This is a genomic window from Streptomyces sp. YJ-C3 (assembly GCF_053891275.1).
Map to the genome: position 1 here is coordinate 1,766,315 of NZ_CM132685.1, position 17,416 is coordinate 1,783,730.

Here is a 17,416-nt window from a genome sequence, read left to right on the forward strand (position 1 = left end):
CGATGACCCGGGTCCTGCTCACCGGATTCGAACCGTTCGGCGGGGAGTCCGTGAACCCGTCGTGGCAGGCGGCCGAGCTGGTCGCCGCGGCGCCGCCGGAGGGCCTCGACGTGCGGGCCGTCCAGCTCCCCTGCGTCTTCGGGGAGTCGCTCACCGCGCTGCGGGCCGCCGTCGAGGAGATGCGGCCCGAACTGGTGGTGTGCCTCGGGCAGGCGGGTGGACGCCCCGGTGTCACGGTCGAACGGGTCGCTCTGAACGTCGACGACGCGCGCATCCCCGACAACGCCGGGGCCCAGCCGATCGACGAGGCCGTGGTGGCCGGCGGGCCCGCCGCGTACTTCTCTTCCCTGCCGGTGAAGGCGTGTGTCGCGGCGATGCGTTCCGCCGGGGTTCCGGCGGCGCTCTCCAACACCGCCGGAACCTTCGTCTGCAACCACGTCGCGTACGGCCTCGCGCATCTGCTGGCGACCGAACTCCCGGGCGTCCGGGGCGGGTTCGTCCATGTGCCCTGGGCCCCGGAGCAGGTACCGGACGGCTCGGCGCCGTCCGTCTCCGCCGGGTTGGTGGCCTCCGGGCTCGGCGCGATGCTGGTTGCCGCCGCGTCCACCCGGGACGACCTGAGGGTGACGGAGGGCGCGACCCACTAGGCGCCGTCGGGGTACCGCCTCTCCGCCGTTCGCGGGTTTCGTCGTGGCTGGTCGCGCAGTTCCCCGCGCCCCTGGAGCATGCGGCTTCGCCGCTGCTCCCTCGATGAGATGCCGCGCGCAGTGCGTGCATCTCAGGGGCGCGGGGAACTGCGCGACCAGCCCCCACCGGAGCCGCACCCACCCACTCACCCCGAAAGGTCACCCCATGCTCACCCCGGAGGAAACCGCCAAGCTGGCCGCGGCCAACGTGACCCGCGAGTTTCCCAACTTCCCCGCCCACCTGGTCACTTCCCCCACCGAGGACACCCGCCCCCGCACCCTCCACCCCGCCTTCTACGGCGCCTACGACTGGCACTCGTCCGTCCACATGCACTGGCTGCTCGTACGGACCCTGCCGGACCTCCCGCCCGCCGCCTCGGCGACGTACACCGGCATCCTCGACCGGCACCTCACCACCGCCCACCTCGGCACCGAGGCCGCCTACCTCCTGGACCGCCCGGGCTTCGAGCGGCCCTACGGCTGGGCCTGGCTGGTCGCGCTCGCCGCCGAGTGCCGGGACACCCCGTGGGGCGACGCGTTCGGGCCCGCCGTCGACGCCGTCGAGCGGCTCCTCGCCGGGTGGCTGCCGAAGGCCACGTATCCCGTGCGCCACGGCATCCACACCAACAGCGCCTTCGCTCTCGGCCTGATCCTGGACAGCGCCGAGCGCGCCGGGCTCACGGCCCGCACCGCCGACGCCGTACGGGACCGGCTGCACACCTGGTTCGCCGACGACCACGACGCCCCCGCCCACTGGGAACCCTCGGGGCAGGACTTCCTGTCGCCCGCGCTGACGGAGGCCGACGCCATGCGCCGCGTCCTGACCCCGGACGCGTTCGCCGGCTGGCTCGACCGGTTCCTGCCCGCCCTGCGCACCGGCGCGCCCTGCGCCCTGCTCGACGTGCCCGTCGTCTCCGACCACGCCGACCCGCAGATCGGCCATCTGCTCGGCCTCGCCCTCTCCCGCGCCGCCGCGCTCCGCTCCATCGCGGGCGCCCTGCCCGCCGGACCGGTCCGCGACCGGCTGACGGCGGCGGCCGCCGCGCACCTCGCCGCCGGTCTCCCGGCCGTCGACCGCGGCGACTTCACCACGGACCACTGGCTGGCCACCTTCGCGGAACTCGCACGCCGGGCATGAACCGGCCGTGAACGCAATGAACGCAAGTACGCGCGATCGTTGCGCGTTACACCCTTGTCACCCGGCGCCGCGGTCCTCCATCGTGGCGCCTCATGGGACGAGAGCAATGGAAGAAAGTCCTGGTCGGATCGGCCGGGAACATGGTCGAGTGGTTCGACTGGTTCGTGTACGCGAGCTTCGCCACGTACTTCGCGGGGGCCTTCTTCCCCGACGGCAATCCGACCGCGCAGCTCATGAACACCGCCGGCATCTTCGCCGTCGGCTTCTTCATGCGCCCGGTCGGCGGCTGGCTGCTGGGCCGGGTCGGTGACCGCAAGGGCCGCAAGGCGGCACTGACCCTCACCGTCACCCTGATGTCCGCGTCCGCGATCCTCATCGCCGTCGCGCCCACCTACGCCGTCGCCGGGTACGGCGGCGCGGTCGTCCTGCTCCTCGCCCGGCTCCTGCAGGGGCTCTCGGTCGGCGGCGAGTACGCGGCCAGCGCCACCTACCTCACCGAGGCGTCCGACCCGAAGCGGCGCGGCTTCGCCTCCAGCTTCCAGTACGTGTCCATGACCGCGGGCCAGATCGTCGGCCTCGGGCTCCAGATCGTCCTGCAGCGCACCATGTCCGACGACGCCCTGCACAGCTGGGGCTGGCGCATCCCGTTCATCGTCGGCGCCCTCGGCGCGGCCATCATCTTCTACCTGCGCCGCAACATGCTGGAGACCGACGTCTACGAGGAGTCCGCCGACGACGACGCGGGCGTGGGCGGCGACGACAAGGGCACCATGAAGGCCCTGTGGGCGCACAAGCGCGAGGCGTTCCTCGTCATCGCGCTCACCATGGGCGGCACCGTGGCGTACTACACGTACACGACCTACCTCACCAAGTACCTGTCGAACTCGGCCGGGCTGAGCAAGCAGACGGCGACGCTCGTCTCGTTCTGCGCGCTCATCGTCTTCGCCTGTCTGCAGCCGCTCGCCGGAGCGCTCTCCGACCGCATCGGGCGCCGCCCGCTGCTGATCACCTTCGCGGTCGGCTCGACCTTCCTGACCGTGCCGATCATGACGCTGCTCCAGCATGCGGGGTCCTTCTGGCCGGCGCTCGGCCTGTCGCTGCTCGCGCTCGTCGTCGTCACCGGCTACACGTCCATCAACGCGTGCGTGAAGGCCGAGCTCTTCCCGACCGGCATCCGCGCCCTCGGCGTCGCCCTGCCGTACGCCATCGCCAACGCCCTGTTCGGCGGCACCGCCGAGTACGTCGCCCTGTGGTTCAAGAACGGCGGCATCGAGTCCGGCTTCTACTGGTACGTCGCCGGCTGCGCGGCCGTGTCGCTCATCGTGTACCTGACCATGCGCGAGACCCGCGACATCGACCTGAACCGGGTGAAGCCGACGGACGACGCCCTGGAGCCGGTGGCCTGACCAGCGGCCCGAGAGGACGCCTGTTCGCATCGTGAGACCACGGCCCGGGCGCCGCCCGGGCTGTGGCAGACTGCCGCCGTGCTCTCGTTCGCCATGATTATTGGCAGCAGGCGCGCCGGTCCGCAGTGACCGCCTCGTACGACCACGTACGGGCGGACACCGTCGTCCTCGACCCGCGCGCAGACCTCTCGCACCCGCGAGAGGTTTTTCTGTTTCTGGCCCACCCCCAGCCAGGCGGAGAGCGCGAGGGATCATAGATGGACGGTGGAGCCGGTCATTCCGGTAGACCGAGATCCCATACAGGAGCCAGATCAGCATGAGCAGCAGCCCGAGCGAACGTTCCGACGAACTCGACGATTCCTTCCACGTCTTCGACACGACGCTGCGCGACGGCGCGCAGCGCGAGGGCATCAACCTCACCGTCGCGGACAAGCTGACCATCGCACGGCACCTGGACGACTTCGGCGTGGGCTTCATCGAGGGCGGCTGGCCCGGCGCCAACCCCCGCGACACCGAGTTCTTCGCCCGCGCGCAGGAAGAGATCGACTTCCAGCACGCGCAGCTCGTGGCCTTCGGCGCGACCCGCCGCGCCGGCGCGAAAGCGGCGGAGGACCCGCAGGTCAAGGCACTTCTCGACTCCGGCGCACCGGTGATCTGCCTGGTCGCCAAGTCCCATGACCGGCACGTCGAGCTGGCCTTGCGCACGACCCTCGACGAGAACCTGGAGATGGTCCGCGACACCGTCTCCTACCTGGTCGCGCAGGGCCGCCGGGTCTTCGTCGACTGCGAGCACTTCTTCGACGGCTACCGCGCCAACCCCGGGTACGCGAAGCAGGTCGTGAGCACCGCGCACGAGGCGGGCGCCTCGGTCGTCGTACTCTGCGACACCAACGGCGGCATGCTGCCCGCCCAGGTCCAGGCGGTCGTGCACACCGTGCTCGACGACACCGGCGCCCGGCTCGGCATCCACGCCCAGGACGACACGGGCTGCGCCGTCGCCAACACCCTCGCCGCCGTCGACGCGGGCGCGACCCACGTGCAGTGCACGGCCAACGGCTACGGCGAGCGGGTCGGCAACTCCAACCTCTTCCCGGTCGTCGCGGCCCTGGAGCTCAAGTACGGCAAGAAGGTCCTGCCCGACGGCGCGCTGCGCGAGATGACGCGCATCTCGCACGCCATCGCCGAGGTCGTGAACCTCACCCCGTCCACGCACCAGCCCTACGTCGGCGTCTCCGCCTTCGCGCACAAGGCGGGCCTGCACGCCTCCGCGATCAAGGTCGACCCGGACCTGTACCAGCACATCGACCCCGACCTCGTCGGCAACCGCATCCGGATGCTGGTCTCCGACATGGCGGGCCGCGCCTCCATCGAGCTCAAGGGCAAGGAGCTCGGCGTCGACATCTCCGGCGACCGCGAGCTGGTCGGCCGCGTCGTCGAGCGGGTCAAGGAGCGCGAGCTGCGGGGCTACACCTACGAGGCGGCCGACGCCTCCTTCGAGCTCCTGCTGCGCGAGGAGGTCGAGGGCCGCGCCCGCCGCTACTTCCGCGTCGAGTCCTGGCGGGCCATCGTCGAGGACCGCCCCGACGGCACCCACGCCAACGAGGCCACCGTGAAGCTGTGGGCCAAGGGCGAGCGCATCGTCGCCACGGCCGAGGGCAACGGCCCGGTCAACGCCCTCGACCGGGCCCTGCGCGTCGGCCTGGAGCGCATCTACCCGCAGCTCGCCAAGCTGGAGCTGGTCGACTACAAGGTCCGCATCCTGGAGGGCAAGCACGGCACGTCCTCCACGACCCGCGTCCTGATCTCCACGACCGACGGCGCCGGCGAGTGGTCCACGGTGGGCGTCGCCGAGAACGTGATCGCGGCGTCGTGGGGTGCGCTGGAGGACGCGTACACGTACGGTCTGCTCCGCGCCGGTGTGGAACCGGTCGAGTAGTCCTGCCCCTCGGTGCCAGGTCACGGGGCTCCGCCTCGGGCTCCGCTCCTCGATCGCCGGAGGGGCTTGATCCTCCCCTCCGGCGATCGTTCGGCCTACTGCAAGTGCCACTTCTGGTTGGCCGCTCCCGTGCACGACCAGATCTGCGTCAGCGTCCCGTCGGCCGACGAATTCCCGGTCACATCAAGGCACTTGTCCGCCGGAACACTCACCAGGTCACCGGACGGTTCGAGCCGCCACTGCTGCGCACCCGAGCCGTTGCAGTCGTACAGCTGGACCTTCGCCCCGTTCGCCGTCGACCCCCCCGACACGTCCAGGCACTTGCCCCGCGCCCGCACGGTCCCGTCGGCGCGGACCGTCCAGGTCTGATTGGCGGAGCCGGTGTAGCACGTCCAGATCTGCGCGGCCGTCCCGTTGGCCGTCGAACCGTCCTTCACGTCGAGGCACTTGTCGCCCAGACCGTGCAGCGCACCGGACCTGTCCGCCCCGCCGGCCTGCGTCCCGCTCCACGTGAACGTCGCCGAGGTCTTGCCCGGCAGCGAGTACGTCACGTGCTGGCCGCCCCAGTTGAGGGTGACGTCCTTCGCCGACGAGGCGTCGTTGTAGGCGATGACGGCCTTGGAGCCGTCGGTGTTGCGCCAGGCGACGTTCGGCACGGCGGCCGAACCCGTCGAGGCGATGCGGGACGCCCCGGGCCGGACGAACTTCGTCAGGTGACCCATCGTGTAGTACTCGATGGTGTAGTCGACCTGGCCGGAGCGGCTGTCGCCGTTGTGGACGGTGACGAGGCCGTCGCACGTGCCGCAGCCGCCGTTGTGCGGCCCCCGGTTCTGGTCCACGGCCAGCGACCACTTCGTCACCGACTTCGCCCAGTTACGGGTGTAGTCGATGATGTTCATCATGTCCTCGCGCTGCTGGTTCGCGATCCAGGTGCCGCCGGAGTGCTCGGTCTGGAAGGCGTCCAGCTGCGGGTACTTGGTGTGGATCTCGGTCTGCTTGGCGATGTCGCCGCCGTAGCCGTGCCAGGCGATCCCGCCGAAGTTCGGGTGGCTGCGCACGGCCGCGTCGTCCACGGTCGGCGCGGCGTACGCGTCGTAGGTGTCCCAGTTCCAGTCGTGGGCGAGGACCTTGGTCTTCAGCCCGGCACCCGCCAGCTTCGGCAGCAGCTCGCTCTTGGTGAAGTACGCGAGACCCGAGCCGTTCCAGCTCATCGACGGGTACCCCGAGCAGCACGTCGGCTCGTTCTGCGCGGTGACGTAGTCGATGGGCACGCCCGCGGCCTGGTAGCCCTGGATGTACTTCACGAAGTAGTTCGCGTACGTCCCGTAGTTCTCGGCCTTCAGCCAGCCGCCGTTGAGCTGCCCGCTGTCCTTCATCCAGGCGGGCGCGGTCCACGGCGAGGCCATCACGGTGGCCGCCGGGTTCAGCTGCTTGGCCTGCTTGGTCAGCGGCAGGACGTCGGCCTGGTCGTGGGCGAGGGAGAACTTGGCGAGCGAGGTGTCGCTCTGCCCGGCCGGCACGTCGTCGTAGGTGTAGCCGAAGCGGGCCAGGTCCGAGCCGCCCATCGGGTTGCGGATGAAGGACAGGCCGATGCCGTCCGTCGGCGAGAACAGCTTCCTCATCGTCGCGTCGCGCGTCGCCGCCGACAGGGCGCCGCTGCTGTTCATCAGCCAGGCCGCGGTGTCCGTGAAGGACGCGCCGCCGCCCGTGAACGTCTGGTAGCGGGTGTTCTCGTCGACGGTGATCGCGGTGCCGCCGCCACCGGTGCCCGACTGGAACGACACCGGGGTCTGCTGCTGCAGCCCCCGGGTGACATGGCGGCCGCCGGTGTCGTCGGTCGTGGTGAGCCAGACGGAGACCTGCTCGCCCGCGGCATGCGCCGGGCCGGCGCCGGCTCCGGCGAGTCCTGCGGTGGTCAGGGCCCCGGCCAGCAGCAGTCTGGCCAGGCGCCCGGAGCGTGTGGGGGTGCGCACGAATGCCTCCTGAATCGAGAAGCTGTGTCCCGACAGCCTCAACAGTCAACTCTCATGGCTTAGTTCAAGACGTGAGTTAAAGGGCGTTCCCTGCCGGCGTCAAGACTTCACGTCGCGAACACCCCGACCCGTCATTCACACCCCGACTGGGTTAGCGTCGAGGTATGAGGCCCCTCATAGCGGCCCTCGCCGCTCCGCTGCTCGCCCTCGGCGCGACGCTCACCGTCACGCCCGCCGCCTTCGCCGCGACGGACGTCTCCACCGTCGCGGACGCCCTGGAGAAGAGCCCCGTGTACGTCGATCCGGCCCTCTCCGGATCGCTGACCTCGGCGGACGTCGACGCGCTCGAGAAGAAGATCAAGGACGCCGACAAGCCGGTGATGGTGGCGGTGCTGCCCGCCGACTTCCCCCGGCAGGACCTGTTCACCGACCTCCGCACGAAGACGGGGGTCGTCGGTGTGTACGGGGTCCGGCTCGGCGACGCCTTCGACGCGCGCGCCGATCACCAGGTCATGTCGGCCGACGCCGTTCGCAACCTGACGACGAGTGTCCGCGGCGAACCGGTCGGGCGGCAGCTCGACGACTTCGTCGACGGCGCCGTCCGGACGGCCAAGGGCTCGGCGCCCTCGTCCTGGGGCGCCGCCGGCGGTGACGACGACGGGGTGCCGGTCGGTGCGCTGATCGGCGTCGGCGCGGTCGTCGTGGCCGGCGGCGCGGGCGCGTACGCCCTGGTCCGGCGCAATCGACGCCGGCGCGAGGAGGAACAGCGCCAGGCCCTCGAAAAGCTGCGGGTCGTCGTCGACGAGGACATCACCGCGTTCGGCGAGGAGCTGGACCGGCTCGACTTCCACCCCGCGGAGGCGGGCGCGGACGACGCGATGCGCGCCGACTACGAGCGGGCGCTCGACGCGTACGAGAAGGCCAAGCAGTACATGGCCGAGGCCCGGCGCCCCGAGGACGTACGCGGTGTCACCCAGGCCCTGGAGGACGGCCGCTTCTCCCTCGCCCTGCTGGCCGCCCGCCGCGAGGGCCGCCCGCTGCCGGAGCGCCGCGCGCCCTGCTTCTTCGACCCGCGTCACGGCCCCTCCGTGGCGGACGCCGAGTGGACGCCGCCCGGCGGCGCGCCCCGCGAGGTCCCGGTGTGCGCGGCGGACGCGACCCGGCTGCGCGACGGGGACGAGCCGATGGTGCGCACGGTCGACGCCGGGTCGGGCGAGCGCCGCCCGTACTACGACGCGGGCCCGATGTACGGCCCGTGGGCCGGCGGCTACTTCGGCGGCGGCATCCTGCCCGGCCTGCTCGTCGGCACGCTGCTCGGCTCCATGATGGCGAGCCCCGCGTACGCCGCGGACTACGGCTCCGGGTACGGGGACTTCGGCGCCGACGCCGGGTACGACGGCGGTGACTACTCCGGCGCCGACTTCGACTCCTCGGACTTCGGGGGAGGGTTCGGCGACGGCGGTGGGGGCGACTTCGGGGGCGGCGGCGACTTCGGCGGGGGCGGCGGGGGCGACTTCGGAGGCGGCGGCTTCTGACCCCGGCCGCCGGTCGTGCCCTGATCAGCCGCCTGCGAGCAGGCGCGTGGCGGTCCGGTCGGGCGTCTCGTCGCCGGTGTGCACCGTTCGCGTCGTGACCGGCCCGGCCCCCGGGTCGTCGAGCCAGTGGGCGAGGAAGTCGTGTCCGTCGACGATCCAGGAGCGGCCCTTGTCCGCCGTGCAGCGTTGGCGCAGGACGGCCAGCGCGGTCTCGCGGTCGGCCGAGGGCAGGACGCGGACCACCTCCCGGCAGCGGCTCAGCGCGGTCCGGGCCGTGGCCAGGTGGCGCGGGTCGGTGTAGCTGGTGTGGCCCGCGCCCAGCGCGATCACGGCGTCCGGGTGGTCGGCGACGGCACATGCCACGGCGTGCGCCCGCGCCGGTTCCCACTCGGCCTCCGCCGCGAGCCGCCCGACGGCGGCGATGCGCTCGCGGAGCCGGTCCAGGCTCCAGCCCACCTGCGCGTAGTACCCGTCGGCGACGGCGTCCAGGTCGACGAACGGCCGCCGCGTCCGCGCCGCTATCTCCCGGCCGAGCACGGTCTTGCCGGCGCCGGCCGGTCCGACCAGAACCATCCAGGGCGCCGCCGCGGTGTTCATGGGTCTCCTGGCAGGGTGACCAGCAAGCGGGCGCTGCGCTGGGGTGGTGCCTGCGACCGCAGCATTCCATACGGAGCCGCCGCGGGTGCGGGGTTCAGTGACGCGTGCGCCCCGACTCCAGTTCCTCCGGCCGCACCTTCGGGACGTGCGCCCCCTCCCCGTACATCCACCGGGACAGCGCCACCCGCAGCCGCAGCGCGGACCGCACCCGGCGCCGTACCCCGTGCTCGTCCGTGTCGGGCACGGGGTCCAGGGCCACGGGCTCCTCGTGCTGGGTCAGGCGGTACACCTCGGCCTGCGGCAGGGGCTCGTGGACCTCCACGTACGCGCCGTGGGGGAGCCGCTTGATCACCCCGGTCTCCCGGCCGTGCAGCACCTTGTCCCGGTCCCGCCGCTGGAGCCCCAGGCACACCCGCTTCGTCACGATGAACGCGAGCACCGGCCCGGCGAACAGCGCGATCCGCGCGCACCAGGTGATGGCGTTCACGGAGAGGTGGAAGTGCGTGGCCCACAGGTCGTTGCCGCCGGCCGCCATCGCCACCAGGAATCCCGTCAGCCAGGCCACGCCGAGTGCCGTGCGCACAGGGCGGTTCCGGGGCCGGTCCAGGAGATGGTGCTCGCGGCGGTCGCCGGTGATCCACGCCTCCACGAACGGATACACCCCGATCAGGACCAGCCACAGCGGGAACGCGAGGAACGGGACGAGGATGCCGAGGTTCAGGGTGTGGCCCGCGAACACGATCTCCCACCCGGGCATCACCCGGACCAGCCCCTCCGCGAACCCCAGGTACCAGTCGGGCTGGGCGCCCGTGGAGACCTGGTCGGGGCGGTAGGGCCCGTACACCCAGACCGGGTTGATCGACGCGACGGCCGCGATCACCGCGAGTACACCGAACACGAGGAAGAAGAACCCGCCGGCCTTGGCGACGTACACGGGGAAGAACGGCTGGCCCACGACGTTGCGCTCGGTCTTTCCGGGCCCGGGGAACTGGGTGTGCTTGTGGTAGAAGACGAGGATCAGGTGGGTGACGACGAGCACCGCCATGATCCCCGGCAGCAGCAGGACGTGGATCGAGTAGAAGCGGGCCACGATGTCGTCGCCCGGGAACTCGCCACCGAAGAGGAAGAACGACAGGTACGTCCCGACGACCGGGACGGAGAGCGTCATCCCCTCGATGAGGCGCATGCCCGCCCCGGACAGCAGGTCGTCCGGCAGCGAGTACCCCAGCAGGCCCTCGAACAGGGCGAGGAACATCAGCAGCCAGCCGAACAGCCAGTTCAGCTCCCGGGGCTTGCGGAACGAGCCCGTGAAGAAGTGCCGCATCATGTGGACGAACATCGCCGCGACGAAGATCAGCGCGGCCCAGTGGTGGATCTGCCGGATGAGCAGTCCGCCGCGCACGTCGAAGCTGATGTCGAGCGTCGAGGAGTACGCCTCCGACATCCGGACGCCGTTCAGCGGGACGTAACTGCCGTGGTACTCCACCTCGTTCATGGACGGGTGGAAGAAGAGCGTCAGATAGACACCGGTCAGGATCAGGACGACGAACGTGTAGAGGCAGACCTCGCCCAGCAGGAACGACCAGTGGTCCGGGAAGACCTTCCGCAGGTACTTCCGGCCCAGGCCGTGGATCCCGAGCCGGCCATCGGCCCAGTCGGCCACGCGCTCGCCCGCCCCGGGTGCGCGCGGCCGCTCGACGCGGGTGGTGCTGTCGGACATGACTGCCTCCCGTCGGTGCTCACAGTCGAGACGGCCGGGGAGGGGCGGGATGTGACATCACGGAGGCGCCTTGTGAGCCACGTCACTTGATCCGTGGGTCCGGCGGCCCGGGCGGCGGGGCCTAGTTCCGGCTCAGCGTCCGCGTCACCCCGGCCACCACCGCCGTGGTCAGCACCCAGCCCACCGCGATCAGCCCGTACGCGAGCCCCTGCACGCCCGCCTCGGCCCAGTGCCACGCGCCGCGCTGCCCGAGCCCGCCGACGGGGATCAGCAGGTCGAGCGTGTACGCCACCGGGTTGAAGGGCGGGCCCTCGCCCTGCTTGTTCGCCACCGGGGTGAACGCGTGGAAGACGAGCGATCCGGCGAGCGTGAGCAGCGCCAGCCAGATCCCCGCGAGCCACGGCCGGTAGCCGTACCCGACGGTGGCGTCCAGCAGCCGTCCCCAGGCCCGCCCGGCCGGCTTCTGCGTCACCCGTCGCTGCCGCTCCCGCGTCAGCAGGACCCGCCGCGCCTCGTCGTCGTGGCCCAACCGGCGGTAGTGCGCAGCCAGTTGCTCGTACGGCTGCGGCGCGTACGCGGGCTGGAAACGCAGCCAGGCCAGCCGGTTGGTGATGTCGTCGCGGCGCGTGGAGGCCGTCGACTCCAGCCAGTCGTACGTCAGGCCGTCCAGGCCGAGCGGGGAGCGCCAGGTGTACGTGTGGTCCTGGATGCGCGACGCGTGGGCGTTGCGCAGGTTCACGCCACCGGCGGGCTGCCTGCGCAGCCGCAGGTCCAGCGACTCCACCCGCGCCCCCACGCACATCAACGACGAGCCCTCGCCGAGGAGTTCGGCGTCGTGGAACGAGAGCAGGTCGTCGATGTGCGCCCCGCGCAGCCGCACCCGTCCCTCGGCCCGGAACCCTTTCTGGAGGCGGACGGTCGAGGCCCGCAGCCCGTCCCCGTTGAACGCGATCCCGGACCGCTCCGCGACCGTGATCCGCGCCCCGCGCATCCACAGCCCTCCGGCCAACTCGGCTCCGGGAAACAGTACTTGGCCATGTGCGACGAATCCGTCGTCGCAGAACACGCCGCCCTGCATGACCACGCCGCCCGCGTTCAGCGCGATCTGCTCCGTCGACGTCAGGCGCGCCCCGTCGAGCCGCAGCCCGCCCGTGATGTGCGTGTGCACGAGGTTCACGGCGCCGCGCCGGCCCCCGCTGATCGTGGATCCGCGCAGGTCGAGTCGCCCGCCTATCTGCGCGGTCGGCGCGTGGAAGCCCGGGAGGTCGCAGCCGGTGACGGTGAACGCGAGGGTGCTCGCGCCCTCCAGGGTCACCGGCTCCTCGAACCGGCACCCCTCGAACCGCACGAGCCGTCCGATCCCGGCCCCGTCCAGCCGCAGCGCACCCCTGACCAGGGCGCCCCGCAGCTCGTACGGCAGTGATCCCGCGTCCGCGTCGAGGATGTCGCGTCTGACGTCCTCCGCGTCGACGCTCCGCTCAGGAGTGGGCGTCGGCACGGGCGTCGGGTCGTGCTGCGGTGTCCATCACGCTCCTGGCGGTCCGTCCGGCGTACAGGCGCTCTCGTCGAAAGGCGGCGCCGGTGGCCGCAGCATTCCACAGTTCGAGTGCGGTGCGCCCGTGGTCCGGACCCCGCCCTCGTTCCGGCTTCAACCGCTGGCCCGTTCCCCGGCCTTACCGGCGGTTACCCCGACCGGACTTCCGCTGCCCCGTCATGACAAGTCCGACTCGATCCGGAAGTGATCAGGTCAATCATCGAAAACGGTCGCTCTATGCGCATGTCCGCTCACGAACTGGCTATGCATCGTCATGGCGTTCACACGCTGCACACCAATCACATCCGTTACGTACACGTGAGAGGGAGCGATGGTCTTGAAGAAGCAGGCGCAGAAGCAGAGTTACGCCAAGCCGACCATGGTCAAGCAGGGCGACTTCACCAAGACGACGGCCGGCTACTTCGTCGGCGCCTACAAGGAGTGGGTCGTCCGCCGCTTCACCTGAGAGACCCGACGGACCTGACGGAGCCGTCGGCCCCGTTGCCCGGTGCCGTTGCCAGTGAGCGAGGAAAGGTGAAGATGCCCGGCCGTCCCGTCCAGCCGCCCCACGCGCGCGACTGCTTCGTCGTCCTGCCGGACACCCCGGCGGGGCAGGCGGCGGCCGGGCGTCTTCCCCTCGGTGCCGAGCGGGACAGCGAGGGCGATGCCGCCCGCGCCCGGGTGTTCCGGTACCCCTCCGGCCGCCCCTGGGTGGTCGTCCGCACCCCGCTGCGCCGCGTGAGCAGCGCCCTCGTCGGAACGGACGCCGTCGTCCTCGTCGGGCCCGACGAGATCCCCGGACCCGACCTCGCGCAGGACCTGCGCGCGGCCCGCGACAACGCCGACCTGCACGAGCGCCTGGCCCGGCGGCTGCCCGGCGCGCACCACGTGGTGTCCCGCGTCGGGGACGTGACCTGGGCGCGCGGCACCGCGTCCGGCCTGCGCCGCGTGTACGCCACGAGCGGCCCGGAGCCCTGTCTGGCCTCCGACCGGCCCGCCGTCCTCGCCCATCTCACCGGCGCCGCACTCGACGAGACCGCGCTCGCCCTGCGCCTCCTCGACTTCGTGCCGCACCCGCTCGGCGGGCGGCCCGTATGGCGCGGTGTCACCGAGACCGACGCGGGACACGCCCTCGTCCTGCGCGCCGACGGGACCGCCGCAACCCGTCGCTGGTGGCGGGCGCCCGACGCCGAACTCCCCATGGAAGAAGGGGCCGCACGGCTCGGCGACGCGCTCGACCGGTCCGTCCGCGCCCACCTCGCCGACCGCACCCGGGCCAGCTGCGAACTCTCCGGCGGATTCGACTCGACGTCCCTCGCCTTCCTCGCCCGCCGCGCGGGCCCCGCCGAACTCGCCCTGCTCACCGTGGCCTCCAGGGAACACGGCGCACAGGACGAGACCTGGGCGCGCCGCGCCGTCGACCTCGCCCGGACCGAGGCCGGCCCCGGCCCCCGCCTCACCCACACCGTCGTCCCCGCCGACGAGACGCCCCTCTTCTACGCGGGCGTCGGCGCACCGCAGGCCGGCCCCGACGACATCCCCACCGACGAACCGCTGCCCGTCGCGCCCGCCCGGGCCCGCGCCCGGATGCTGCTCGCCCGCGCCGCGGCCACCGGCTCCGAGTGCCACCTCACCGGCTACGGCGGCGACGAGCTGTTCATGGCACTGCCCGCCACCGCCGGCGACCTGTTCCCCCGGCGGCCCCTGGCGGCCTGGAACCGGATCAGCGCCGTGCGCCACCAGCTGGGCTGGCCGCTGACCGGCACCGTGCGCGACCTGCTGATCCGGCCCTCCTTCCGTACGTGGCTCGCGGGCGCCGTCACCGAAGCGGCGCCGCCGACCGCCCGGACTCCGCAGCTGTCGTGGGGAGTTCGCCAGTCGCTGCCGCCCTGGCTGACCCCCGACGCACGCACCCTGATCCGCGACACGTTCCGCACGGCCGCCGCGCACGCCGAACCGCTCGCCCCGCGGCCCGGCCGCCACCTCGACCTCGACACCGTCCGCATGGGCGCCCGCCACTTCCAGGCCATGGAGGACCACGGGCTCGCGCTCGGGCTGCCCGTGGCCGCGCCGATGTACGCCGACCACGTGATCGAGGCGACCCTCGCCGTGCGCCTCACGGACCGGCTCGATCCCGCGCGCTACAAACCACTGCTCGCCGAGGCCGTGCGCGGCGTCGCACCCGAACCGCTGCTCGCCCGCACCACCAAGGACCACATGAGCAGCGACACCGTCCAAGGGCTGGTCCAGCACGCCGATGAACTGCGGCAGTTGTGGGGACCCGGCCTCTCGCGCCTGGCCGCCCTCGGCCTGGTCGACGCGGCGCAGCTCGACGCGCTCGCCGCCGACCCGTACTCACCCCTGCACACCCGGTACTCCATCGACTCGACGGTCGCCTGCGAGATGTGGCTGCGCGCCGCCGACATCCCCCACGGAAAGGCGGTCACCCCGTGAGGCTCAGACCCGGCATCACGGTCACCAGCACCGACTTCGGCGGCGTGCTCCTCGACCAGCGCACCGGCACCTACTGGCAGTTGAACGCGTCCGGCACGGTCGCCGTGACCGCCCTCGCCGACGGCCTCGGCCCGCACGAGGCGGTGGAGCGGATCCTCGCCGCCTTCGACGTGGACCGCGCCCGCGCCGAGGCCGACGTCGCCGACCTCACCCGCCAGCTCGTCGAGGCGAGGATGGCCACCCCGTGAGCACCGAGATGACGATGCCGGACCGCGGTGTGCGCGGCCCGCGCGTGCGGGCCGCGGTCGCGGTGGCCCTGCTCATGGCGCGGCTGCGCCCCGACCGGCTGCGCCGCCTGCTCGCGTTCCTCAGCCGCGGCGCCCGCCCCGCGCCGCATGCCACAGCGCTCGCCGCCCGCGCGTCGGTCGTCGCCACCAGCCGGCGCTGCGCCGGCTGGTACGGCTGCCTCCCGCGCTCGATCGCGACCGCCCTGCTGTGCCGGACGACGGGCACCTGGCCCGCCTGGCACGCGGGCGTCCGCGCCGCCCCCCCGTTCGCCCCGCACGCCTGGGTCGAGGCCGAGGGCCGGATGGTGGGGGAGGGGACGGAACCGGACGCGTACCGGCCTCTCATGACGGTGACGGTCGCGGGCGACCTCGTCACCGCCCCCGGACGGCCGGCCGAGCCCGGCGAGAAGGCAGCCGGGGATGCCCGCTGAACTCGGCCGTCTCCTCGCCCATGCCCGCCCGCACGCCCGCACCCTCGCACTCGGCGGCGTGCTCGCGCTCGCCGGTTCGGGGGCCGGGCTCGCCATGCCGGTCATGGCGAAGCACGCGGTGCGGGCCTTCGCCGAGGACCGCTCACCCGCCCCGGCCCTGGCCCTGCTCACCCTCGTCGTGCTCGGCGGGGCCGCGCTCACCGCGGGCGGCAGCTACCTCATGGCGCGCACCGGGGAGGCCGTCGTGCTCGGCGCCCGCGAACGGCTCGTCGCCCGCATGCTCCGGCTGCACGTCGCCGCCGTGGACCGCCTCACCCCCGGCGACCTCCTCACCCGCGCCACCGGCGACACCACGCTGCTGCGCACGGTCCTGTCGCGCAGCCTCGTCGAGTCGGCGAGCGGCGCCCTGACCCTGCTCGGCGCCGTCGTGCTCATGGGCGTCATGGACCTGGTGCTGCTCGGTGTGACCCTGCTGGTCCTCGCCGTCGTCGCGGCCGCGGTCGCGCTGCTCATGCCGCACATCCGCCGCGCCCAGACCGAGGCCCAGGAAGCCGTGGGGGAGATGGGTTCGACGCTCGACCGCGCCCTGCAGTCCTTCCGCACGGTCAAGGCGAACGGCGCCGAGGAGCGCGAGCGGGCCGCCGTCACCGCGGCCGCCCGCCGCGCCCGCGACAAGGGGCTCGGCGTCGCCCGCTGGACCTCCGCGTCCGACGTGTCGATGCTCGTGTCGGTGCAGGTGGCGTTCCTGTGCGTGCTCGGCGTCGGAGGGGCACGCGTCGCGTCCGGCGCGCTCGACATCGCCTCACTGATCGCGTTCCTGCTGTACCTGTTCTATCTCGTCGCGCCCCTGGGGCAGTTGACGGAGGGCTGGATCGGCCTCAACAACGGCATGGCGGCGATCGACCGGATCACGCAGATCGAGGACCTGCCGGGGGAGAGCGGTCAACTGCCCCCGTCCGCAACGGAACCGGGGCCCGTCGCCGTCGCCTTCACCGACGTGGTCCTGCGGTACGACGCGGCACGCGCCCCGGCCCACGACGGCGTCACCTTCGACGCCCCGGCCGGCGGTCTCACCGCGCTCGTCGGCCCGTCCGGCGCGGGCAAGTCCACGGTCTTCGCGCTCCTGGAACGCTTCTACGACCACGACGGCGGCACCGTCACCGTCGCGGGCCGCGACGTGCGCGACTGGCCGCTCGCCGACCTGCGCGCGAGCCTCGGGTACGTGGAACAGGACGCGCCCGTCCTGGCGGGCACCCTGCGCGACAACCTGCTCTACGCGGCTCCCGGGGCGACACAGGACGAGCTCCTCGACGTCGTGGCCCGCACCCGGCTCGACGACCTGCTGGCCCGGCTTCCCGACGGCCTCGACACACCGGTCGGGCACCGCGGAGTACTGCTGTCGGGCGGCGAGCGTCAGCGGGTCGCCATCGCCCGCGCGCTGCTGCGCCGGCCCCGCCTGCTCCTGCTCGACGAGGTCACGGCCCATCTGGACGCGGTCAACGAACAGCATCTGCGCGAGGTCGTGCGCGGCCTGGGCACGGACACCACGGTCCTGGTGATCGCCCACCGGCTCTCCACGGTGGTCGACGCGGACCGTATCGTGGTCCTGGAACGCGGCCGCGTACGGGCCCAGGGCAGCCACGCCGAACTGCTCGCGTCCGACGCCCTGTACGGCGAGTTGGCGGCCACGCAACTCGTGGCCGCCTCAACTCGCTGAGT

General features: G+C 72.5%; 14 protein-coding genes. 10 read left to right on the top strand and 4 right to left on the bottom strand.

What is annotated here, in order from left to right; all coding sequences use genetic code 11:
* Positions 1-2 precede the first annotated feature (2 nt).
* The 4 genes from pcp (at position 3) to cimA (ending at position 5,166) form a co-directional block, all read left to right on the top strand.
* On the top strand, positions 3-647 hold the full coding sequence (pcp, locus tag ACVHNB_RS07860; protein WP_456227692.1) for a pyroglutamyl-peptidase I: 645 nt from the start codon (positions 3-5) through the stop codon (positions 645-647).
* 205 nt (positions 648-852) lie between these two features.
* The gene (locus tag ACVHNB_RS07865) at positions 853-1,824 is read left to right on the top strand and encodes a DUF2891 domain-containing protein (protein ID WP_456227693.1); all 972 of its coding nucleotides are present in this window, start codon (positions 853-855) and stop codon (positions 1,822-1,824) included.
* A 92-nt stretch (positions 1,825-1,916) separates the two neighbouring features.
* Positions 1,917-3,230, top strand: coding sequence for an MFS transporter (locus tag ACVHNB_RS07870; RefSeq protein WP_428952121.1), 1,314 nt, complete (start codon positions 1,917-1,919; stop codon positions 3,228-3,230).
* A 316-nt stretch (positions 3,231-3,546) separates the two neighbouring features.
* Entirely contained in the window at positions 3,547-5,166 is a 1,620-nt protein-coding gene (cimA, locus tag ACVHNB_RS07875) for a citramalate synthase (protein ID WP_428952120.1), read from the top strand.
* A 95-nt stretch (positions 5,167-5,261) separates the two neighbouring features.
* On the opposite strand, the gene ACVHNB_RS07880 is transcribed toward cimA, so the two are convergent.
* The gene (locus ACVHNB_RS07880) at positions 5,262-7,139 is read right to left on the bottom strand and encodes an RICIN domain-containing protein (RefSeq protein WP_428952119.1); all 1,878 of its coding nucleotides are present in this window, start codon (positions 7,137-7,139) and stop codon (positions 5,262-5,264) included.
* A gap of 164 nt (positions 7,140-7,303) precedes the next feature.
* On the opposite strand from ACVHNB_RS07880, the gene ACVHNB_RS07885 reads away from it, so the two are divergent.
* Positions 7,304-8,674 (top strand): hypothetical protein, encoded by a 1,371-nt coding sequence (locus ACVHNB_RS07885; RefSeq protein WP_428952118.1) that lies wholly within the window; start codon positions 7,304-7,306, stop codon positions 8,672-8,674.
* A gap of 24 nt (positions 8,675-8,698) precedes the next feature.
* On the opposite strand, the gene ACVHNB_RS07890 is transcribed toward ACVHNB_RS07885, so the two are convergent.
* The 3 genes from ACVHNB_RS07890 to ACVHNB_RS07900 all read right to left on the bottom strand — a co-directional run bounded on the left by ACVHNB_RS07890 (position 8,699) and on the right by ACVHNB_RS07900 (position 12,489).
* The gene (locus ACVHNB_RS07890) at positions 8,699-9,271 is read right to left on the bottom strand and encodes a shikimate kinase (protein WP_456227694.1); all 573 of its coding nucleotides are present in this window, start codon (positions 9,269-9,271) and stop codon (positions 8,699-8,701) included.
* A gap of 94 nt (positions 9,272-9,365) precedes the next feature.
* Positions 9,366-10,991, bottom strand: coding sequence for a cytochrome bc1 complex cytochrome b subunit (qcrB, locus tag ACVHNB_RS07895; protein ID WP_456227695.1), 1,626 nt, complete (start codon positions 10,989-10,991; stop codon positions 9,366-9,368).
* Between the two features lie 121 nt (positions 10,992-11,112).
* On the bottom strand, positions 11,113-12,489 hold the full coding sequence (locus tag ACVHNB_RS07900; protein WP_456227696.1) for an oxidoreductase: 1,377 nt from the start codon (positions 12,487-12,489) through the stop codon (positions 11,113-11,115).
* 373 nt (positions 12,490-12,862) lie between these two features.
* Between ACVHNB_RS07900 and ACVHNB_RS07905 the strand changes: the two genes are divergently transcribed.
* The 5 genes from ACVHNB_RS07905 to ACVHNB_RS07925 all read left to right on the top strand — a co-directional run bounded on the left by ACVHNB_RS07905 (position 12,863) and on the right by ACVHNB_RS07925 (position 17,414).
* Entirely contained in the window at positions 12,863-12,991 is a 129-nt protein-coding gene (locus tag ACVHNB_RS07905) for a keywimysin-related RiPP (protein ID WP_428952114.1), read from the top strand.
* Between the two features lie 74 nt (positions 12,992-13,065).
* On the top strand, positions 13,066-14,979 hold the full coding sequence (locus ACVHNB_RS07910; RefSeq protein WP_456227697.1) for an asparagine synthase-related protein: 1,914 nt from the start codon (positions 13,066-13,068) through the stop codon (positions 14,977-14,979).
* Positions 14,976-15,227 (top strand): lasso peptide biosynthesis PqqD family chaperone, encoded by a 252-nt coding sequence (locus ACVHNB_RS07915; protein ID WP_428952112.1) that lies wholly within the window; start codon positions 14,976-14,978, stop codon positions 15,225-15,227. Before ACVHNB_RS07910 ends, ACVHNB_RS07915 begins: the two co-directional genes overlap by 4 nt.
* Positions 15,224-15,697: a lasso peptide biosynthesis B2 protein gene (locus ACVHNB_RS07920; protein WP_428952111.1), complete on the top strand. Its 474-nt coding sequence runs from the start codon at positions 15,224-15,226 to the stop codon at positions 15,695-15,697. The genes ACVHNB_RS07915 and ACVHNB_RS07920 overlap by 4 nt, the downstream gene beginning before the upstream one ends.
* Positions 15,687-17,414, top strand: a complete 1,728-nt coding sequence (locus ACVHNB_RS07925) for an ABC transporter ATP-binding protein (protein ID WP_428952110.1) — start codon at positions 15,687-15,689, stop codon at positions 17,412-17,414. Before ACVHNB_RS07920 ends, ACVHNB_RS07925 begins: the two co-directional genes overlap by 11 nt.
* The last annotated feature ends 2 nt before the right edge of the window (positions 17,415-17,416 follow it).